Origin of the sequence: Pseudomonas alkylphenolica, assembly GCF_016009175.1 — a bacterium.
Taxonomy (GTDB): domain Bacteria; phylum Pseudomonadota; class Gammaproteobacteria; order Pseudomonadales; family Pseudomonadaceae; genus Aquipseudomonas; species Aquipseudomonas alkylphenolica_B.
The window spans coordinates 497837-519897 of sequence record NZ_JADUCM010000001.1 but is presented as its reverse complement, the minus strand read 5'-3'; the positions used below and the strand labels follow the sequence as shown (position 1 = coordinate 519897).

Annotated in this window: 7 protein-coding genes; 4 read left to right on the top strand and 3 right to left on the bottom strand. The window is 63.4% G+C overall.

All coding sequences use genetic code 11. The features are described 5' to 3' along the window. Nucleotides 1-762: 762 nt before the first annotated feature. The 3 genes from I5S59_RS02230 to I5S59_RS02220 form a co-directional block, all read right to left on the bottom strand. A complete protein-coding gene (locus I5S59_RS02230) occupies nt 763-3021 on the bottom strand; it encodes a tetratricopeptide repeat protein (protein ID WP_420066431.1) in 2259 nt (752 codons plus the stop codon). 238 nt (nt 3022-3259) lie between these two features. Next, entirely contained in the window at nt 3260-4945 is a 1686-nt protein-coding gene (gene aspT / locus I5S59_RS02225; RefSeq protein ID WP_197875199.1) for an aspartate-alanine antiporter, read from the bottom strand. Next, the gene (locus I5S59_RS02220) at nt 4942-6582 is read right to left on the bottom strand and encodes a mechanosensitive ion channel family protein (protein ID WP_197875198.1); all 1641 of its coding nucleotides are present in this window, start codon (nt 6580-6582) and stop codon (nt 4942-4944) included. The genes aspT and I5S59_RS02220 overlap by 4 nt, the downstream gene beginning before the upstream one ends. A 352-nt stretch (nt 6583-6934) precedes the next feature. On the opposite strand from I5S59_RS02220, the gene I5S59_RS02215 reads away from it, so the two are divergent. The 4 genes from I5S59_RS02215 to I5S59_RS02200 are packed head-to-tail and all read left to right on the top strand — an operon-like array spanning nt 6935 to nt 22055. Next, nucleotides 6935-18418: a VCBS domain-containing protein gene (locus tag I5S59_RS02215; RefSeq protein ID WP_197875197.1), complete on the top strand. Its 11484-nt coding sequence runs from the start codon at nt 6935-6937 to the stop codon at nt 18416-18418. A 20-nt stretch (nt 18419-18438) separates the two neighbouring features. Beyond that, nucleotides 18439-19971: a TolC family protein gene (locus tag I5S59_RS02210; RefSeq protein WP_197875196.1), complete on the top strand. Its 1533-nt coding sequence runs from the start codon at nt 18439-18441 to the stop codon at nt 19969-19971. After that, nucleotides 19955-20722 carry an efflux RND transporter periplasmic adaptor subunit gene (locus I5S59_RS02205; protein ID WP_197875195.1) on the top strand — a complete coding sequence of 256 codons (768 nt, stop codon included), beginning with the start codon at nt 19955-19957 and terminating at the stop codon, nt 20720-20722. Before I5S59_RS02210 ends, I5S59_RS02205 begins: the two co-directional genes overlap by 17 nt. Beyond that, a complete protein-coding gene (locus tag I5S59_RS02200) occupies nt 20715-22055 on the top strand; it encodes an efflux RND transporter periplasmic adaptor subunit (RefSeq protein WP_197875194.1) in 1341 nt (446 codons plus the stop codon). Before I5S59_RS02205 ends, I5S59_RS02200 begins: the two co-directional genes overlap by 8 nt. The last annotated feature ends 6 nt before the right edge of the window (nt 22056-22061 follow it).

Here is a 22061-nt window from a genome sequence, read left to right as displayed (position 1 = left end):
GGTTTTTACAACAGCTGTCGGCTGCACTCAGCACTGGGCTATCGCTCACCGAACGCTTTTGCAAAGGACTTAAAGTGCAAGCCTTAACGCCCAGCTTCTTGGCGTCTGCTGCCAAGGGACAGAACCAGCAAAACCGCTCGCTCCTGCATACGGCCCTACGCTTCGCTCCGGGTCCCCTCCCTCCGGCACCTTCCGGGGCCACGCGGCCTACGACTTGCTTCGCCAAGTCTACATCTCGCGTCTTCGGCTACGCCGAAGGTGCTGCGCACTGCCCCTACAGGCACCTCCACTCGGCCTCCTGAAGTCGCAGTCTGCGGCGACTGAACTTGCGCGCATGAAGATCAAGATCAAAAGCCGGATCAAGATCAACAGCCAGTCCATGTTTTGATTTCGAAGATGCGCCCGTATCGGCGCTGCCGATTGCTTTTGCGACTTCAGGAGGCTGAGTGGAGGTGTCTGGAGGGGGCTGGTGCGCAGCACCCTTCGGCCGTAGCCGAAGTTCGCGAGTCGGAGACTTGGCGAAGCAAGTCGTAGGCCGCGATGCCCCTGGAGGGCACCGGAGCGAAGGGACCCGGAGCGTAGCGTAGGGCCGTATGCAGGAGCAGGCGGTTTTGCCTACTTTTTCCAAGAAAAAAGTAGGCCGCCGTAAAGGCGGAAGGGGCCGGAAGCCTCGCCACATCAAATGGATAAGCTCGCCAACCCGACCCAACACACCCCCACCGCCCCCCGGAATGCCTTGAAGAGTCAAATAATTAGCCTGCCTCAGGGTTTCTGCCAGTAGGGTTCGATGGCCTGCAGCCGCGGGTCGTCCGGCGCCACCTTGCGCATGCGTTGCACATATTCGTAGGCGTCGCTGCGCTCCCCCGCCAGGGCATGCAGATAAATCAGCGAATACAGCAGGTCGGTGTCCTCCGGCGCCTGGGCCAGCCCTTGTTGCAGGGCCTTGATCGCTTCATCGCGGCGGTTGAGTCGCGACAGCAGCAGCCCCTGGTTGTAGCGGATACGGGTGTTCTGCGGCAACGCCTGCGCCGCCGTTTCCATCCACTGCGGCGCCTGGTCGAGCTTGCCCTGCTCGACCAGCAACAAGGCCAGCATGTAGGCCAGGTTACCGTGGTCGGTGGCGGGCATTTTTTCCAGCGCCAGCCCTTCACGCAGCAGGCGCTCGGCTTCGTCCAGCTGCTGCGAGCCACTGGCCAGGGTCACCAGGTTGACCCGTGCCGGAACGAAGTACGGGTCCAGTTTCAGCGCCTGGTGATACTCCTCCATCGCTTCGCCGGTGCGTCCCTGGCGACTCAACAGCACCGCCAGGTTAAGACGGCCGCCAGGCAGTTCGGCATTGCCGCGCAGGCGTTTCTCGTAGTCGGCAAGCATGCTGGTGAAGGTTTCGCGCGACTCGGCGGGCAGTTGCTGCGCCGGGACATCGGCCAGTACCCGCAGGGTTTCATCGCGCACGGCCAGGGTCGGGTCCTTGAGCAGCGGCAGCAACGGCTGCAGACGCTGTTCAGGCGGCACGCTGGAAAACCCGGAGACCGCATAGGCGCGCACCAGCGCGCTCTTGTCCTTCAAGGCCCAGCCCAGGCTGATCACCGACTGCTGGCCGAGGTCGGCCATCTGCTGGGCCGCCGTGGCACGCACAATGGCCGGCTTGCCTTTGTCGGCGAGCAGTGCGTTGAGCTCGCTCAAGGCCACCCCCTGGCCGCTGCGCACCGCGTGGAAGTTCTCACCGTAGTGCGGTGGACGTTGAGGTGTACCGAACCAGCCTTCGATGGCAGTCGCGGCCCATTGCGGCTTCTGGTCGGTGTGGCAACTGGTGCAGGCGTCCGGGCTGGCGTCTTTGCTGGCCAGGTCGGGGCGTGGAATGCGCAGGCTGTGGTCACGCCGCGGGTCGACCACCATGTAGGTCTTGGTCGGCATGTGGCAGTTCACACACTGGGCGCCCGGCGTGCCTGGTTGGTGATGGTGGTGTGCCTGGCTGTCATAGTCCTTGGCTTGCAGGCTGGGAAAGCGCGCCACTGGCGGTTGGCTATTGTGGCACTGCAGGCAGAGCCCGTTACCTTCGATCTTCACCTTGTTGGTGTGCGGGTTGTGACAATCGGTGCACCCTACCCCTGCGGCGTACATCTTGCTCTGGGTGAATGAACCATATTCGTAGACTTCGCCGTCGATCTGGCCGTCGGCATGGTACAGGCCCGTGCGCAGCGTCGCCGGCAGGCTCTGGTCCAGTTGCGGATGGCCCGGCAGTTGACCGACCCCGAGGGTTTGCCGGCGGCTGTGACAGAAGGCGCATTGTTCAACCAGGCCCTGGCTGCCCAGTGCCTTGTAATCGACGGTCAGCCCTGTGTCGGTCGCCGAGCTGTAGTTTTTCTCGCCGGGTTTGGCCGTCTTGGCCCAGTCGACATGGGCCTTGCCTGGGCCGTGGCAGCTCTGGCAGCCGACGTTCTGCTCCTGCCAGGTGGAGGCAAAGCTGTCGTCGCGGTCGTTGTAGTTTTTCAGCAGCCGGGTCGAGTGGCAGTCGGCGCACATGCCGTTCCAGTTCTGGTAGCGACCGGTCCAGTGCAAAGGGTCGTTGGGCGCAAATCGCTGGCCCGGGTACAGCGAAAACCAGCGTTGGCCACCCTGTGCCTTGTCCCGGCTGTCCCAGGCGATGGTCAGCGCCTGCAGCCGCCCGCGCGGCAGCGACACCAGGTACTGCTGCAGCGGATAGTGGCCGAAGGTGTATTGAATTTCGAAGTCTGCCGGTTTGCCGTCTTCACCTTCGGTGTTGACGAAAAAGCGCTCGCCCTTGCGGAAAAACCTGGCCTTGACCCCGGCCTCGTCGAAGCGCGCCGCTTTGAAGTTGCCCAGCACATTGGTGCCGGTGGCTTCACGCATGGCCCAGCCGTGATCGGAATCTTTCCATTGCGCGGCTTCTGCGGCATGGCAACCGAGGCAGGTGGCTGCAGCGACATAGCCTTCGGCCGGGGCGGCCTGAGCAGCCTCGCGTGCCGTGCTGGTCGTGTCGTCTGCCCAAACCGGGTACAGGCTGCAAAACCCTGTCAGCAATACCCCAAACCGTGCCCACTGCCGAATTCGCAACAGCACACGCGTTCCTGACGTCTCACGCCCCATTCCCTGCTCCACGGTCGATTCAACTTGCCCTTTGCCGGGCTTTTTTTAGTTCGTACTGCTACCGGCTGCGCAGTGCAGCCTAGTGCATGTTTTTGCCGCAATCTCGGCGGGCATGCAAAAAAGAAATAATCCTTATCGCCAACTGTACAGGTCAGCTGGCGATGTACACGATGATTGGCCCGCAAACGGCCAGTAACACATTGGAAATGGCATAACAGACCGTAAAACCAATCACCGGCGTGTTGCTCCCGGACTGCTCGATAATCTTGTTCATCGACGCAGCCTCGGTCTGCGCACCGGCCAGGGCGCCGAACAGCACCATCGGGTGCAACCGCAACACATAACGGCCGAAATACAGCGACACCAACGGCGGCAGCAAGGTCACCACCACCCCCGAGATCAGCAAGGCCACCCCCTCGTTCTGCATCGCGGCAATCGCCGGCGGCCCGGCCAGCAGGCCGACAACCGCGCCAAACGCAGTCAGGCCGAACTCGGAAAACGCCCACTGGGCCGCTTGCGGCAAGGCGCCGAACTCCGGGTGACGGGAGTTGTACCAGCCGATCAGCAGCGCCACCAACAACACGCCGCCGCCGACTCCGAGCTCAATGGGAATCATGCCGATGTGGGCCGAGACCATGCCCAGCAGCGCACCCAGCACCATGCCCAGGCTGTGCACGGCAATGTCGCTTTTGTAGCTGCGCTCGCGCACCCGCCCCAGTTGGGCCGCCAGCATCATCACGCTGCTGGTGCGCCCGGTGATGGCAATGACATCACCTTTGTGCAGCACGGTATTGGGCAGCAGCGGCAATGCCAGGCCTTGGCGGGTAATGCTGTCGATAAAGCACCCCAGGCGCGCATTCCCCACCAGCGCCGCCCGGATGTCATGCACCGTCTTGCCGGCAAAGCGGGTATTGGTCAGCACAATGTCGGCCGAACGGGTGGGAAACGACAGCGCCTCCGGGTGATCAATTTCGGCACCCAGCCATTGACCGAGCTGCCCGACATCTTCGCGCAAGGCATAGACCCCGACGATGTCACCCTGCTTGAGCAGCATCGCCGGGTCACGTTCATGCACCGTTGCGTCACGCACGACCCGTTCAATGGTGATGCTCGGGTGCAGGTGCTCCAGCGCGCTGATCGTCATGCCCTGCGCCGCACTGTCGGTGAGCAGGTGAGCGCGCACCACAATGCGGGTATAGGGAATGCTGGTCATGTCTTCCTGGCTGGCAATACCCAGCTCCAGTTCCAGCTCCCTGGCCGAGGCGCGCAAGTCCACGCCAAGCAGCTTGGGGGCAATGGTGCCGACAAACACGACCAGGCCCACGGTGCCGAACACATAGGTGATGGCGTAGGCAACTGCCATGTGGCTGTAGAGCTGATTCTTCGCCGCATCATCAATGCCCAGCTGGGCTATGGCACTGCTGGCGGTACCCATGATGGCAGTGTCGGTCAGCGCACCGGCCCCCAGCCCTGCGGTAAACCCTGCATCGAAATGGTAAATCGCGTTCATCAGTAATATCGCGCCCAGCGCCGTGGCGCAGAGCACCACGGAAAACAGCACCAGTTTCAGGCTGCCGCGGTTCAGGCAGCCAAAAAACTCAGGCCCGCTCTTGAAGCCGACGGCATAGATGAACAGCACGAAAAACACCGATTTGAGTTCGTGAGGAACCTCCAGGCCGACCTGGCCGATGATCAACCCCATCAACAAGGCCCCGGCTACCGATCCCAGGTGAAAGCTGCCGATCTGTATGCGCCCGACCAGGACGCCCAGGCCGATGGCCAGGAACACGGCGATCTCCGGGTCGGCACGCAGTGCATGGACGAAGAAATCGATCATGGCTCGCCCCTTGTTTGTTCAGGAGCCTGTGCAGGCGCGGCGTACCATTGATCCTGAGGTACGCGTTTTTCCTGCTCGGGATCGCCCAGATAGTGCGGCGACATGATCTGCACGCCGTACTCGTTGAACACATCCTGGATGTTGGCGTGCAACATGCTCAACAACTCGGCGCGGGGTCGCGGCTCACTCGGCACGGCCTGGGCCACCAGCCGGTATTCAGGATAGAAGTCCGAGAGCGCGGTCTGAAACACCTGGGGCCGGGGCTTTTCCAATATGCCCGCTGTGCGCCGCGCTGCCTCCAGCAACATGGCTTCCACCTGACGCCAGGGCGTGTCGTAGCCGATGGTGACCACGGTATCGACCACGTACCCTGCCCCCTGCACCACCCGCGAGTAGTTCTTCGTCACCGCGCCGGTGATCATCGAATTGGGAATGGTCAGCACCTCGCCCAGCCCCGTGCGGATACTGGTGGTGAACATGCCCAGTTCGGTCACGGTGCCTTCATGCTCGCCAATACGCACGAACTCGCCCGGACGCAGCGTGCGGGTGTAGGTCAGGATCAACCCCGCCGCTGCCTGCCCGACCACGCTTGATGCACCCAGTGAGATCATCAGGCCGATCAGCACGGACAGGCCCTTGAACGCCTCGGTCCCGGCTCCCGGCAGGTAGGGGTAAGCCATCGCCAGGGCGAACAGCCAGATCGCCAGTGAGGTCAAACGGGTAGTGGGTTGCAGGGTTTCGTCGTTGAGCCAGCTGATGGTGCCGGGCCGGGCCAGCCTGTCCAGCACCCGCTTGCTGAAGGCGCTGATGCCGCGGGCAATGAAAAAGATCATCAAGGCAATCGCCAGCCCCGGAATGGCGCTGACGATCGCATCGAGCAGGTAGCTCACCAGGTTGAGCAGGTAATGGTCGAGGCTTTCGCCCCACGGCCGGGTGTAGGGAAAGCGCTGCAACACGAACGTCAGCCATTCGTAGGTCAGCAGCGCCACCACCGACCAGTACAGCAATGCCAGCAGCCGGCGGATCAGCGGGTACAGGTTGCTGGTGTCGAGCAAGGGCGTCTCGCCGACCTTGAGCACATCATGATGGCGGCGGATCTTCTTCGGCAGCCACGACAGCAGCTTGCGATGCACGTAGGCGGCCAGGCGCAGCAAGCCCAGGTACAGCAAGGTCGCGACCACACTGAAGCCACCTGCAATCAGCAGAAAGCGCACGCTGCGCGCCTGTTGCGACTCCTCTACCACTTGTTCGAGGCGTTTTGCCGCCTGTACAGCGGTCTCGGCAACGCTCACGTCCGGATCGGTGTCCTGGGGGGTGACAATGAATGCGCGCCGCCCGCCCAGCAGTACCAGATAGGTGTCCTGGATCGTGTCGAGGTGCACCTTGAGCTCTTCGGTTCCCGCGAGCATCTCGTTGATCACCGTTCGCGCCCGTTGCACCCGTGCCTCGGGGGCTTCACCCAGCCAGGTAGCACGAAAAGTCATGATGCTGCGGTTGGCCACTTTCAGTTCGACCGCCGGAGCCGTCACTGCCGCCCCGTCGTGCGGGTCGGTTTGTGCCACAACGCCAGGCATGTAAACAACCGACCACAGCAGCACAAACACACCCAGAAACCCGCGCTGTATCCAACTCCCCATAACCTTTGCTCCAGCCAGAATCCTTTGCCACCCGGATGAACGGCAAGGTCAGGATAGTCGTCGTTTTGTCCTTGTACCTGTCAGGTTGGCAATCACTTCGACCCACTCAAATGGATGATGGCCAAATAGGCAACGCAACGCTGTAGTACGCGTCTGTCAGCAGATTCATACGATGTAAAAAAAACCGTCTAGGCTCTCTATGTTGCGAATGATTCGACAGCGCATGTTCTCCCTTTTGGCCGCTGCCAACGGGCAGAAATATCAGGCCAGGGAACAAGCAGCCGTCGCTACTACAGAACGGTTACAGGGCTCAAAGCGGTCCTTCAATGGAGCTTTGTGTGGTGAGGTGGACATGACGACCCGGATCCAAATTGCAGTTCCAGCGGCATTCAGGCCCCAACGCCAGGCGTTGGCGCTGGAGCCGCGCATTCTGTTTGATGGCGCAGCGGCTACGGCTGCGGCGGATCAGCAGCATCAGGACAACGGCGACGCCGGTAAAACCGACACTGCGCACGCCACGCCGACCGATGCCCGCAGTGAACCGGGCCAGCAGCCTTCAGCGGCGCGTCACCTGCTGGTGCTCGACAGCCGTATCGAAGGCCGTGAACAGCTCACCGCCAACCTGCCCGACAACGTCGAGGTGCTGGTGGTGGAAGCCAACCAGGACGGTTTGGCGGCGATCTCCAGCGCCCTGGCCAAGCTGGGCCAGGTCGATTCGATTCAGATCCTGTCTCACGGCGCGTCCGGCGAATTCACCCTCGGCAAGACCACCCTGACCGCCAGCAATATCGACCAATATGCCCAGCCGCTGAGCCAGTGGAGCCAGTCGTTGAGCGAAGGCGCCGACATTCAGCTGTATGGCTGCAAGGTCGGCGAAGGCAAGGACGGCCGAACCCTGGTTGACGAACTGGCGCGCTGGACCGGCGCCGCCGGCGGCGCCTCCGATGACAACACCGGCAGCACCCGCGTCGGGGGCGACTGGAACCTGGAGGTCAGCAATGGCCTGCTGGACAAGACCATTGCCCTGTCCAGCACCGCGATGGCCGGCTATGACCGCCTGCTGGCCGCCGGCCCCACCACCGACCTGAGCGGTGGTGCCGATGTCCTGCTGGGCAACACCTTTACCTTCACCGTGACCTTCACCAACAACACCAGCGACGCTGGCTATGCGCCATTTATCGACCTGTTCTTCCCGGCCACCGGCAAGGACGGCGCCGGGGCCGAAATCGATGACGGGATTACCTTTGTCTCGGCCACCTACCTGGGCCAGTCGCTGGTCACCCATGTGCTGACCTTTGACGCCAACGGCCAGGCCAGCCACCCGCTGGCGGTGGGCACCGATGGCAAGCCGCTGATCATCAATGCCGCCGATTTCGGCATGCGCGCAGGCGACCAGATGGTGGTCGTCGAACTGCCGTTCGCCAGCGTCACCCAGGGCCAGCCGGCCATTCCGGTACAAGTGACGGCAACCCTGAGCAACCTGGCCGATACCGACTTTTCGTTTACCGGCTCGACGCCGGACCTGACCATCCGTGCCCGCAGCGGCTTCCAGTACGGCAACGACTCGCTGAACAACCCGGCCACCGACCCGAGCATCCTCGAGCCTGCCGCCAACGCCGACAGCTACGTGGTGCACCCGACAGTGATTACCGTCGACCAGATAGTCACCACGCCGGAAGGCGAGACGGCCACCGGCCCGAACTTCGAACGCAACCTGACGTCCACCATCACTCCGGCCAATGGCCAGACCCTGACCAACGTAAGCGTCACCCAGCCGGTGCCGGACAACGTCATTGTCAAGACCATTACTCCGGGTGCGGGCGGCACCCTGACTTCGCTTACCTTGTATGACGGCCGTACCATCACTGACCCGGCGCTGATCCAGGCGACGCTTGCCCTCAACAACGACGGCAACCTGAACAACGATGTGTATGTCGAATCGTTCACCGTTCTCTACCCGACCCTCAGTGCGGCGACCAGCACCAGCGTGCAGTTTTTCGTGCCCGATGACGACGCCAACGGTGCGCCGATCCTGAATCCGGTGACCGGCGATGATGTCACCATCACCTTCGACGCGCCCACTGCGTCCGGTTCCTGGGTACCGCTGGACCCGCGTGATGCCACCAACGGGCAGATCAATTTCACCGGCCAGGGCGACGATGTCAGCTTTATCGCCAAGTCCATTACCCTGGAAAAACAGGTGGTGGTCAGCGTTGACGTCGGCACTGCCGGGATCAGCCCCGGCGATACCCTCACCTACAACCTGAACATTGCCATCTCCGACTATTTTGCCTTTGGCCAGACCTTCTTCGGCAATGGCAGTTTCGTGATTGCCGACCGCCTGAGCGACGGCCAGACGCTGGTGCCCGGCACCGCCACGTTGACCGTGCAGATCAACGGCGTCTCCGAAACCATCACCTTGGTCAGCACCACGGTGGTCAATGCCGACGGCAGTACCTCGATGGCCTTCGACATTGCCCAGTCGTTGAATGACGCTTTCCTCTTCACCAACTGGCTCAATGGCGACCTGGCCTTCGATAGCACACTGCAGGGCGCCACCCTGGCGGTGATCAGTTACCAGGCCCGGATCGGCCAGAGCTACACCCCGCCCGCCGGCAACCCGCACAGCGAAATCAACGAAGGCGACCCGTTGGGCAACAACGCCACCGTCACGGCCACGGTCCTGCTCGATGCACTCAACCTGAGCGGTGACAACCAGAGCGACAGCTCCACGACCACCACCGTCATCCCGACCAGCCAGGTGCAAATCGACCTCTCCGACCTCAACGGCGGCGGCGCGCCGGCCCCGGGCACCGAGCTACGTCCTGGTGACCGCGTCACCTTCCGCTTGAGTTACGACCTGGTCACCGGTGACTACGAGAACTTCAAGCTCACCGCGTACCTGCCACTGCCCCTGTTCGACCTGACCGGCATCGACCTCAACAGCATCTGGCGCCTGGCGACAGGCAATACCAACCCCAACAGCCCGACGTCGGTGACCCTCGGCCCCGGCAACTCGATCATCTTCACCTTTGCCGACTACGTGAATCCCGGGGTCAATGGCAGCCGTGTGGCCATCGACTTTACCCTCACCGTCAGTGACCAGCCGTTTGCCGACCAGCGCGCCTTCAACGTCCTGGGTGAGTCCAGCCAGACCCGCACGCTCGACAAAAGCGTGCTGCTCACCACCGATGACGTGACCTTGATCGCCTCGGTCGCCGAACCGGTGCTGAACATCACCCACGGTGTCGTCTCCACCAGCCACGGCACGGTGACCGGCACCACCGGCACCTGGGCCCCGCCCGGCACCACCGGCGTGCCCTTCGGTGGCAGCGTCCCCAATATTGCGGCCGTTAACGGTGATGTCAGCGGGATCGACGCCAGTGACCGCCTGCGCCTGGCCACCGCCATTGAAAACAGCGGCGGTGGCAACGCCTACGACGTCAGCACGCGCATCACCTTGCCGCCGGGACTGTCGTTCGTCGGTGGCACACTGTCTGCCGCCAACCTGCAGATTTACCGCGGTGATGGCACGCTGCTGGTTGCGGGCACTCACTACACCGTGAACAACGCCACCAATACCATCACCTTCATTGACGGCCCCGGTGTCGGCGCCCTGCTGGCCGGTCGCCCGGGCAGTGCGGCAGACAACAGTGGCGCCAACGTGGTGGTGATTACCTATGAGGTAAACGTCAACGCCACCATCGCCGCCAGCGCTACCCTGCAAACCACAGGGCAGTTGCTCAGCTATGCCAGTGTCGAAGGCGGACAGAACTTCCTCGGCGCTACGCCGTTGAGCGACATCGCCGGCCAGCAGGTGGCCGCACCGACCATCAGCAAGAATTACGCCGGAGGCAGCCTCGACGAAAGCGACTCCAGTGCCAGCCACACCACCGGCTCGAACCTGGTCGTGGGCGAAAGCATGCTCTACGACATCGTCGTCACCCTGCCCGAGGGCAGCACGCAGAACCTGCGCATCGACGACCTGATCCCGCCCGGCATGCGCCTGGACCTCAGCTTCAATGGCCAGGGTTATCAGATCATCACCACGGCAGGCGGCTTGTTGGCGCAGAACTTTGGCGGCACCGTGACCGTTGGCAGCCTGAGCGGCTCCGGCGGTACGCTGGGTGCCGATGGCGTCGATGCGCGGTTCGTTTTTTCCGTGGCCAACACCACTGGCGACAACAACACCGGCAACAACAGCTTCGTGATCCGCCTGCGCCTGGTGGCCAGCAACGTCATTGGCAACCAGAGCGGCGGCGTACGCCAGAACGACGCAACACTCAACTACCGCGACCCCGACGGCAATACCCCCAATGGCGCGACGCCGATTGATCGGGATGTGGCGTTGACCGGCAGCAAGCCGACCATCACCATTCAGGAACCGACCCTGCAACTGGATCAGCAACTGGTCACCCCGCCGGGAATCGGCTTCGACCAGGGCGACCCGCTCGAATACACCATCACCATCCGCAACGGCAACGGCGCCAGTGACTACGACGCCTTCGACATCAACTTCAACAGCGTGCTGCCGCCCGAACTGGACCAGTTGACCCTGGTCAGCGCGATCTACACCGTCAACGGCGTCTCCACCGATATCACCGCCCGTTTCAGTCTCGATGCCAACGGCCGCACGCTGGTCAACGTCGCTGACATCGATATCGCCAAGGGCGGCACCCTGGTGCTGCGCATTACCGGTACGGTCAATGCCAGCGGTGCCTCGGTGGCCGCCTTCGACAACCTCGCCGAAGTACGCTGGACCAGCCTCAATGGCACCAGCAGCACCACGGCCGACCCGGCGGGCGAACGTACAGGTCAGCAAGGCTTGCTCAACAGCGGCGTCGTCGACGACTACCGGCGCGACAGCATCCTGATCATCCCGGTGGCCCAGGGCATCAAGTTGTCGCGGGTAGGCGGGCTGTCGGACACCGCTGCGCCCAATCCCACCAATGCCTTGCAAGAGACGGTCGCGGTGGGCGAAGTAATTCGCTATCGCGCCGTGGTTCTGGTACCTGAGGGCAACAACCCCAATTACCAACTGGTCATTACCCTTGGGCGTGGCCTGACGCTGGCTGATCTGGCCACGATGCGCATTGGTTTTATCTCCGATGGCGGCCTGGTTACCGATCTTAGTGACCTGATCACCGCTGGCACCTTGCAGATTCTGGGCAATGAAAACAGCCCCGAGGCGCAGTTTATAAACGCCGATCTTTCTGGCGCCGCGCCGACCGGTGTGCTCAATTCGAAGTATGTCTCGTTCGGCACCGATAGCAATGGCAACCCGACCGTGACCCTCAACCTCGGCAATCTGGTCAACGGCGCCCATGGCTCTGGCGACGACGGCAACGATGACGACCTCGAAGGCGTGGTCATCGAATTCAGTGCGCGGGTGGCCAACACCGTCGAAAACCAGGCCGGCGTAGTGCTCGGCACCACCGTCCAGGATGTGGTCAACAACAACCTGCGGGCCACCAGCCTTACTTTGACCGAGCGCATCGTCGAAGCCGGCTTTACCGGTTTCAACAAGCAGGTCACCGACTTCATCCCCAACCCCGGAACCGCCCTGGGCAACGCCACCGTCTCGGTCAGCTTCACCGCCAGCGGCGGCCTGCCGGCATACGACGTGCACCTGACCGATGGTTTTCCCACCGGCACCAACTACAACCTGGTCAGTATCACCATCGGCGGCACCACCTTCGGCCCGGGCAACCTGCCTGCCGGGGTGACCTTCAGCACCACCGGCGGGCTGACCGTCGACATCGCGCGCATTGATATCGGAACTCGCATCAGTGTGGTGTATACCGTCGATGTGCCCAATGGCACGGCCATCGCCAGCAGCGACGCCAACCTGAGCTGGAGCAGCCTGCCGGAAACCTTCACCAGCTGGGGCGGCTCCGTCGTCGGTGCCGATGGCACTGCGGACGGCGAGCGTACGGGCGCCGATGGCCCCGGCCCGGACGCCACGGTGCTGAACAACTACGTGCTGCGCGAAGGCGCCGGCCTGGGCATCATCAGCGGCACCCTGTGGAACGACACCGGCACCGCAGCCGCCCTGCCCAACGATGCCAACCCGGATGCCGACCCGGTACCCGGCACCCCGGCCTACGAACTGGCGATTCCCAACCAGACCATCAACCTGATCTGGGCCGGCCTTGATGGCGTGCTGGGCAATGGTGACGACAAGACCTTCACTACCACCACCGACAGCAACGGCCGCTTCACCTTTGGCGTGCTGCCCTCGGGCTTGTACCGCCTCGATGCACCGACCACGGTCAACAGCATTGTCCAGTTCGGCGAACTGCGCATGCGCATCGACACCGACGGTGGCACGCTCGGCCAGGTCCAGGTGACCCTCGGCGAAGGTGCCACGGCGCAGGCCAACTCCGGCTATGTCGAGCTCAACGATGCACCGGTCAACAGCCTGCCGGGCTTCCAGAGCGGCCTTGAGGACACGCCACTGGCCATCGGCGGCATCAGCGTCAGTGATGTCGATGCCGAACGCAACCCGAACGTCAACGGCCGTGCCATCCAGGTCACCCTGACAGTGACGCACGGCACCCTGTCGCTGACCGGTCCGACTACCGGGGTGACGGTGACCGGTGCTGGCACCACCACCCTGGTGCTGGTGGGTCGCCTGGCCGACATCAACGCGACCCTGGCCGGCCTGAGCTACCTGGGCAACCTGAACTTCAACGGCAACGACTTCCTTGAGGTGGTGACCTCGGACCTCGGCAACTATGGCGATTTCGATGGCAACGGCGTACCCGGCCAACCGACCGACGCACGCACCGACCGCGACTTCCTGGTGATCAACCTTGCGCCGGTCAACGATGCGCCGGTAGCGGTCAACGACAACGCCTCGGCGACCGAGGCCGGGGGTACCAACAACCGAGTCCCGGGCGTCGACCCGCGCGGCAACCTGCTGGACAACGACACCGATGTCGACATCGCCACCAACGGCGATGTGCTCAATGTCATTTCGGTCACCTCCCCCTTGGGTCAAACGCTGTCACTGCCCAACATCGGTGCGATCGAGATCGCCGGCCGCTATGGCAAGCTGGTGCTCTCCGCCAATGGCGCCTATCAGTACATCATCGACAACAACAATGCCGAAGTTCAGGCCCTGCGCCTGGCCGGCGACCAGTTGACCGAAGTGTTCAGCTACAGGATCGCCGACATTGGTCTGGGGGGCGCGCCCCTGCAGTCCGGTGCCACGTTGACCGTGGTCATCCACGGTGCCAACGACGCCCCGGTCGGGGTGAATGACGTGGGCACGGCCATTGAAAAAGGTGGCGTCAACAACACGGGTGTCGGCAAACCCAACGACAGGCCGCCGCCAGGTTTCCCGGTCGCTGGCAGCAATGCCACCGGCAACGTGCTGAGCAACGACAACGACGTCGACGGTGGCGTCGGCGACCCGATCAACTACGGCGAAACCATGTCGGTGACCGGCGTGCGGCCGTTGCGCGAAGCGGTGCCGGGCCCACTGACCAACGTGCCGGCGGGCGGCAGCATCAGTATCAACGGCACCTACGGTGTGCTGACGATCAGCTCCAACGGCGACTACACCTACGTCATCAATAACGACAACACCGCCGTGCAGCGCCTGGGCCCCAATGACACCCTGACCGAGTTTTTCAGCTACCAGGTCACCGATGCCCTGGGCCTGAACGACCTTGCCGAACTGCGCATCACCATTGTCGGCAACTACGACAACCCGGTGGCCAGCGACGATCAGGCCACCGCGCAAGCGGGCGTCAACAACAATACCGGCGAAAGCAACCCGGTCGGCAACGTCATCCTGTTCCCCAGCCGGCCAGGCACCATCGACCAACCCGGTGGCAATGGCGTCGACCTGGACGTCGACCGCGCTGACAGGCCGAGCACCGTGCTGCAGGTCAACGGCATTCGCAATGGCCCGGAACTGGCTGGCGGCGCATTGACGGCAGTGGCCGGCGGTGCGGTCACCATCACCGCGACCTTCGCCCAGACCGACGCCGGTGTCCCGGTGACCAGTGCCCAGGATTTTGGCACCCTGACCATCAACCCCGACGGTTCGTTCAGCTTTGACGTCAACAGCGTCAACGATGCGATCATCGCCCTGCCCCGTGGCGCGACGTTCAATGTCATCTTCACCTACCAGATCGTCGACTCGGCGGGACTGACCGATACAGCGCAGCTGGTCATCATCATTCGCGGCGCCAACAATCCGCCCCATGCCCAGGACAACGTTGCACTGGCCACCGAAGCAGGCGGTGTCGCCAACCAGACGCCCGGCCTCGATCCCGGCGTTCCTCCGGCTCCTGGCCGTCAGGTGACGTTTGTCGACCCCGATGGCGACCCGGTCAGCGTTACTGCAGTACGCACCGGCCCGGAAGGCGGCACCGGTACTGCAGGCGTGGTGGGCTCGGCGCTCAATGGCCGCTATGGGGCACTGACGATCAACGCCGATGGCACCTACAGCTACCGGATCGACAACAACAACCTCGAAGTGCAAGCCCTGCGCGGCATTGATGACCTGCTGATCGAGGTCTTCACCTACACCGTCACCGACAGCGATGGCGAGTCGGACAGCGCGCAGGTGGTCATCGTCATCCGAGGCCAGAACGACAACCCGATCGGTGTCAATGACACCACAACCGCCGTGGAAGCCGGTGGCATCAACAACACCAGCGGCGGCCTCAACCCCCGGGGCAATGTGCTCACCAACGACACCGATGTCGATGGCGGGGCCGGCGACCCGATCGACTATGGCGAAACCAAGGCGGTTGCATCGGTACGCACCGGCGCGACCGAGGGGGCAGGTACTGCCGGCACCCTGGGCACTGAACTGCGCGGGACCTATGGCTGGCTGACCCTCAATGCCGACGGCAGCTACAGCTACCGCCTGGACAACAGCATGGCAGAGGTACAGGCCCTGCGCCCTGGCAACACCCTGGTCGAGACGTTCAACTACAGCGTGATCGACACCGCCGGTGCCACCGACATCGCCCTGTTGACGATCACCATCCAGGGCACCAACGACGCCCCGGTGGCCGTCGACGACAACGCGCTGGCGGTGGAAGCCGGTGGTTTGAACAACGGCAGCCCCGGCATCAACCCGAGCGGCAACGTGCTGAGCAACGACATCGACGTCGACCGCTTTGGCGAAACATTGACTGTGGTCGCGGTCCGTCAGGGACCGAGCGCCGGCACGGTGGGCAGCAGCTTTGCCGGGCAGTACGGCAGCCTGATCCTCAATGCCGACGGCAGCTACACCTACCTGGTCGACAACAACAATCCGCTGGTACAGGCACTGCGCACGGCAACCAATACCCTCAGCGAGTCCTTTACCTACACCATTCGTGACCTCTCGGGCGCCCTCAGCGCGGCCAACCTGACCATCACCATCCAGGGGCGCAATGACAACCCGCTGGCGGTGGACGATACCGCGACAGCGGTGGAAGCTGGCGGCACCAACAACGGCACGCCCGGGGTCGACCCCACGGGCAACCTGGTGGCCAATGACCGCGATGTCGATGCCGGTGACAGCAAAATCGTCAACGGTATCCGTACCGGCAGCGAGACGGCGGGTGGCGCGTTCACCACCGTCGGCGTCAGCCAGGCGATCCAGGGCACCTATGGCACCCTGACCGTATTTGCCAACGGCGACTATCGCTACCAGGTCGACAACACCCTGGCCGCTGTGCAGGCGCTCAAGCCCGGCGACACTCTGCAGGAGGTCTTCAGTTACCGTATGCGCGACGCTGCAGGCGCCGAGGACATCGCCCAGCTGACCCTCACCATCCAGGGTGCCTGGGACGCACCGGTAGCCCGTGACAACATCAACATCGCCGTGGCCGACAACGGCGATGGCCTGACCCTCAACCCCAGCGGCAACGTGCTGCCCAACGACAGCGACGTCGACCAGGGCGACCGGCTCACCGTCACCGGTATCCGTACCGGCCCTGAAGCGGGCACAGGCGTTGCCGGTACCGTCGGCAACGTGCTGATCGGCCAGTACGGCACGCTGGTCATCAATGCCGACGGCAGCTACACCTACACCGTCGACAGCACCAACCCGGATGTCCTTGCCCTGGCCCTGCTGCAAACGCTGGTGGACCACTTCACCTACGAAGTCTCCGACCTTGGCGGGCTGACGGACCTGGCGCAACTGTCGATCATCGTCATCGGCCGCAATGATCCACCTGCCGGAATCGACGATGCTGCTACGGCGATCGAAGCTGGTGGCCTGAACAACGCCACCCCGGGTTTCAACCCAAGTGGCAATGTGTTGAGTAACGACACCGATCTTGAAAATGACGCCCTGACGGTCACGTCAATCCGTACAGGCAGCGAAACGGGTACCGGTACAAGTGGCACACTGGGCACCGTGCTGCGAGGACAGTATGGCGACCTGGTGATGAATGCCGATGGCAGCTGGACCTATACCGTCGATAACAGCCTGGCGGCAGTGCAAGCCTTGCGCACCAGTGGCCAGGTGCTGGTCGACGTCTTCACCTACTCGTTGATTGACGCACACCAGGCCAAAGGTGCTGCACAACTGACCATTACCATCGACGGTCGCAACGACACGCCGATTGCCGTGGATGACGACACCATTGCCATCGAAGCCGGTGGCGTAGGCAACAACCAACCGGGGCGGGACCCGACCGGCAACGTGCTGGACAACGACACCGACGTGGACAGTCCGGCGCTCGGTGAAACCCGTCAGGTGCTGTCGGTGACCAGTGAAACCGGCAACACGGCCCTCGCCGGGCAGGTGCTGGTGGGCCGCTATGGCCAGCTGATGCTCAATGCCGACGGCAGTTACCAGTACCTGCTAGACAATAGCAACCCGACGGTACAGGCCTTGCGCACCGCAGGCGAAACCCTGCGCGAAGTGTTCACCTACCGCATGCGCGACACTGCCGGGGCGGAATCCGAGGCGCGGCTCAATGTGCTGATTCAAGGTGCCAACGACAACCCGGTTGCGCGCGACGACAGCAACGTTGCCAGTGATCAGGTCACCGCCCCCCAGACCAGCGGCAACGTGCTGCCCAATGACAGCGATGTCGATGGCGGCGAGCAGTTGACTGTCAGCGGCATTCGTACCGGTGCGGAAAATGGCGGCGGTACCAGCGGTGTCATCGGCCAGCCGCTGGCTGGACGCTACGGCACACTTGTGATCAACGCCGATGGCAGCTACACCTACAGCATCGACCTGACCAACCCTGAAGTATTGGCCGCAGCGGGTCTGGGCCAAGTCCTCAAGGATGTTTTCACCTACACACTCAGCGACCGACTCGGCGCCACGGACCTTGCCCAGTTGACCATTACTCTGGATATCACCGCCCCGTTCATCCCCGCCCCGGCCGGTCCGTTCTTCGACCGCGACGCGATCGACCCGTTTCGCAACCTGCCGCTGCCGGACGTACAGCCGGTGGTATTCGTCGGGCCGGTGGTCGAACGCCAGGAGCGTGCGCTGGAGCTGTCCGGCTGGACGGCCCACGGCAGCAACCTGAGCTACGGCCGGGTACCGGAGATCCTCAGTGAAACGCTGAACCAGCGCCTGGGCCTGATACCCGGCCAGTTTGTCGGCGGCGCAGTGCGTGACAGCCGCCAGGCCAGCGACAACGACCTGGCGTGGATACTGGGTCGCCAGTCGCGCATCAGCCTCAGCGCCGACGGCTTGCTGCCCGACCCGTCGGTGTTTGCCACCGACGCCGAGCACATGACCCAGGGCGATGCCCAGCTGCCACCGCCTTCCGAAACACGCACCGCACCCGGTTTCCGTGCCCAGTTGCGCGAAGCGGCCGAGCGCCTGCGGGCGATGGACAACCGTACAAGAGAATAAGCCAGGAACAAGGACAGACCATGCTAAGACTGCCACACACGGTATTGAGTACAGCCATCGCTTCCACTTTATTGCTGGCCGCCTGCTCTGCGACCAAGCCTGTCGAGTACACCGAGGAAGAAGCCCGGCAACGGATTCTTCGCGACCAGGCGCAGATGTATGAGAACCAGGAGCCCGTCACCACGCCCATCACCTTCTATGAAGCCGCGGCACGGGCCCTGAAATACAACCTGGATTACCGCCTGAAACTGATGGAAAGCGCGCTGGCCAGCGACCTGCGTGATGTCTCCAGCCACGAGATGCTGCCGCGCCTGGTGGCTTCGGCCGGGTATGCCGGGCGCAACAATGACTCCGGTGGCACCTCGATCGGTATCGAAGACCGCCAGCAAAGCTTGCGCGCATCGACCTCCGAAGAGCGCTATCGCCAGCTCTATGGACTGGGCCTGAGCTGGAGCCTGCTGGATTTCGGCGTGGCCTATTACCGCACCCAGCAGAAAAGCGACCAGATCCTGATGGCCGAGGAACGTCGGCGCAAAGTCGCGCAGAACGTCCTGCAGGACGTGCGCAACGCCTATTGGCGCGCCCTCAGCGCACAGCGCCTGATGCCTCAGGTCGACCGCTTGCTGGTGCGCACCAACCAGGCCTTGCTCTCGGCGCGCCAGGCCGAAACCCAGGGCTTGCTGCCACGCCAGGAGGTACTGGCGTATCAGCGCGCCCTGCTCGACTCCATTTACCTGTTGACCGTACGCCGTCAGGACCTTGAGTTCGCCCGCGCCGAACTGTCGGCGCTGATGTCGTTGCCGCCGGGCTCACGCCTGATCCTCGCCGACCAGGTGGAGCCGACGCTGCCGTCAATGTCCCAGGACATCGACAAGCTTGAACAGCTGTCGTTGCAGAACCGCCCGGAAATCATGGAAGAGTGGTACCGCAAGCGGGTCAACGAAAACGACCTGAAGATCGCCAAGGCGCAACTGTGGCCCAACGTCGTCTTCGACTATGGCTACAAGTACGACTCCAACAAATACCTCTACAACAACGACTGGACCGAAACCGGTGTGCAAGTCTCGATGAACCTGTTGCGTCTGCTGCAGTTGCCATCGATCAACAGCGCCGCCGAGTCGCAGACCAAGACCGACGACATGCGCCGGGTGGCACTGTCGATGGCTATCCTTACCCAGGTACGGGTCGGCACCCTGCGCTACCAACTGGCCCGCCAGGAAGTGGAGTTCGCCGACCAGAGCCTGCAGGTCGACCAGAGTTTGCTGAGCTACGCTGAAAAAGCCCGTAGCACCTCCTATGGCTCCGAGCTTGAGGTGATACGTGCCGAGGGCCGCTACCTGCTGTCGCGTTACCAGCGCGAAGCGGCCTACTCCAGTGCCCAGGCGGCCTGGGGACGGCTATACAACTCGGTTGGCCTGGACACGCTGCCCAAGGAAATCGAAAAACACGACATCAAGACATTAGCCCGAGAAATCCAGCGGACCCTGGATGATCAAGAACGCGCCAATCTTCTCGTTAGCACGCAAGGAACGCCGAATGTCATACAGCCCTGAGCGCAGTTTGCTCGCAGTGATACTGTCCCTGATCCTCACCCCGGCGCTGGCCGATGATACCCAGCCAGCCCTGACCACCACCGAGCCCAGCACGATTCGCGTGCTGTTGGTGGCCAGTCTGGAAACCACCCTGTCCAGCCAGATGGCGGGCACCCTTGGCGAGTTCAAGGCGGCGCTTGGCCAGACGGTGGCCAAGGACGCCGTGCTGGCACGCTTCGATTGTGCCGAAGCCCAGGCCCGTGCCCGGGTTGCGGCCGCCGAGCTGACCATGGCCCGGCAGAACCTGGATGCCAAGCGCAACTTGCGCAAACTCGATGCCGTCGGTGACCTGGAAGTCTCGGTGGCCAACACCGAGGTGCAGAAGGCCGACGGCGCGCGCGCCCTGGCCCAGGCCCAGAGCGGGTATTGCGTGGTACAGGCGCCCTTTGCCGGGCGCGTTGCCAAGGTGCATGCCAAGCCCTTCCAAACGGTACCGGCCGGCACCCCGCTGTTCGACCTGGTCAGTGACGGTGCGCTGAAGGTCCGCCTCAACGTGCCCTCAAGCCTGCTGCCCAAGCTCAAGAAGGACCAGGCGCTGGAAGTCGACATCCTCGAGACCGGCAAGGCTTACCCGGCCCATGTCAGCGCGATCAACGCGCGGGTCGACGCTGTGGCGCAGACCGTGGAGCTGGAAGCGCGCCTGGACGCGGCGCATCCGGAACTGATCGCCGGCATGAGCGGTACTGCACGGTTCCCTGACAGCAATGAGTGAGCCATTACCGCACCCGCAGTTGCTGTTGGCCATTGCAGCCCTGCGCGACCGAGCCCTGGCCGCCGATTCACTCAATGCGCTGGGTTTTTCCATCGCCAACGACCCCTACCCCTTGCTGCAGTACCACCAGGCGCTGGTGTTCCAGCAGCAAGGCCAAGGCCTCGATCTGCTCTGCGTGTCGGGCCTTGCCCGTCCCAGTGAAGACTCGCCCTACCTGGTCTGGCTGCAGCGTGCCGTACGCTGGATTGCCGACCAGCTGGAGGACGATAAGCCCCGCTGGCTGGGACGCGATGTCGTCACCCCACCGCCAGACATCGAAGAAGGCTGGGCCGAGTGGTGGCCCAAAGGCCTGTGGTGTATCCCCCTGCATGACCGCGAGGGGCAACGCCTGGGCCTGGTCGTGTTCCTGCTCGATACACCACCGGCCGCGGCACTTGAGCCATTGTTCGACGGCCTGTGGCGCACCTGGGCGCATTGCTGGGCCGGCTTCACTCGCCCGCGCCGCTTGCGGCGCGGGCGTCCCAGCAAGCGCCAGCTGCTGATCGCCCTGGCGGTGGCCGTGGCCCTGCTGTTGGTGCCGGTGCGGCAGACGGCACTGGCCCCGGCCGAAATCGTCTCGCGCGAAGCCATGATCATCAGCTCGCCCATTGATGGCGTGATCGAGCGCATGCAGGTCCGCCCCAATCAGCCGGTAGAAAAGGACACCTTGCTGTTCAGCCTGGATGAAACCACGCTCAGGAGCCGCGCCGAAGTGCTGGGCAAGGAAGTCGCGGTTGCCGATGCGGAACTCGCCGCCGCCAGCCAGCGTGCTTTCGACAACCCGCAAAGCAAAAGCGAACTGACCCTGTTGAATGGCCGGGTGCAGCAGCGCCGTGCGGAGCTTGCGGCGGTCAAAGCGCAACTTCAGCGTACTCAGGTGCGTTCGCCACGGGCCGGTGTCGCGGTGTACAGCGACCCCAACGACTGGCTGGGCAAACCGGTATCCACCGGGGAGCGGATTCTGCTGATTGCCGAACCGCAGCAACCGGCGATGCAGATCCAGTTACCGGTCGCCGATGCCATTGCCCTGGAACCCGGTGCCGAAGTCACCCTGTTCCTCACCGCCTACCCGTTGACGCCTCTGAAAGGCAAAGTGCTGGAAACCAGCTACCAGGCGCGCACCAACGAAGAAGGCGTGGTGGCTTACCGGCTGCTCGCCAGCATCGAGGGGCAACCCGAACACGCGCGCCTGGGCCTTCATGGCACTGCTCGCCTGTACGGTGAACGCGTGGTATTGGGCTATTACCTGCTGCGTCGACCGTTCGCCGCATTGCGGGCCTGGAGTGGGCTGTGATCGGCG

Excerpts from the sequence above, each read along its gene's own strand:
- aspT (WP_197875199.1), bottom strand. The coding sequence starts at position 4,945 with ATGATCGATTTCTTCGTCCATGCACTGCGTGCCGACCCGGAGATCGCC.
- I5S59_RS02220 (WP_197875198.1), bottom strand. The coding sequence starts at position 6,582 with ATGGGGAGTTGGATACAGCGCGGGTTTCTGGGTGTGTTTGTGCTGCTG.
- I5S59_RS02215 (WP_197875197.1), top strand. The coding sequence starts at position 6,935 with ATGACGACCCGGATCCAAATTGCAGTTCCAGCGGCATTCAGGCCCCAA.
- I5S59_RS02210 (WP_197875196.1), top strand. The coding sequence starts at position 18,439 with ATGCTAAGACTGCCACACACGGTATTGAGTACAGCCATCGCTTCCACT.
- I5S59_RS02205 (WP_197875195.1), top strand. The coding sequence starts at position 19,955 with ATGTCATACAGCCCTGAGCGCAGTTTGCTCGCAGTGATACTGTCCCTG.
- I5S59_RS02200 (WP_197875194.1), top strand. The coding sequence starts at position 20,715 with ATGAGTGAGCCATTACCGCACCCGCAGTTGCTGTTGGCCATTGCAGCC.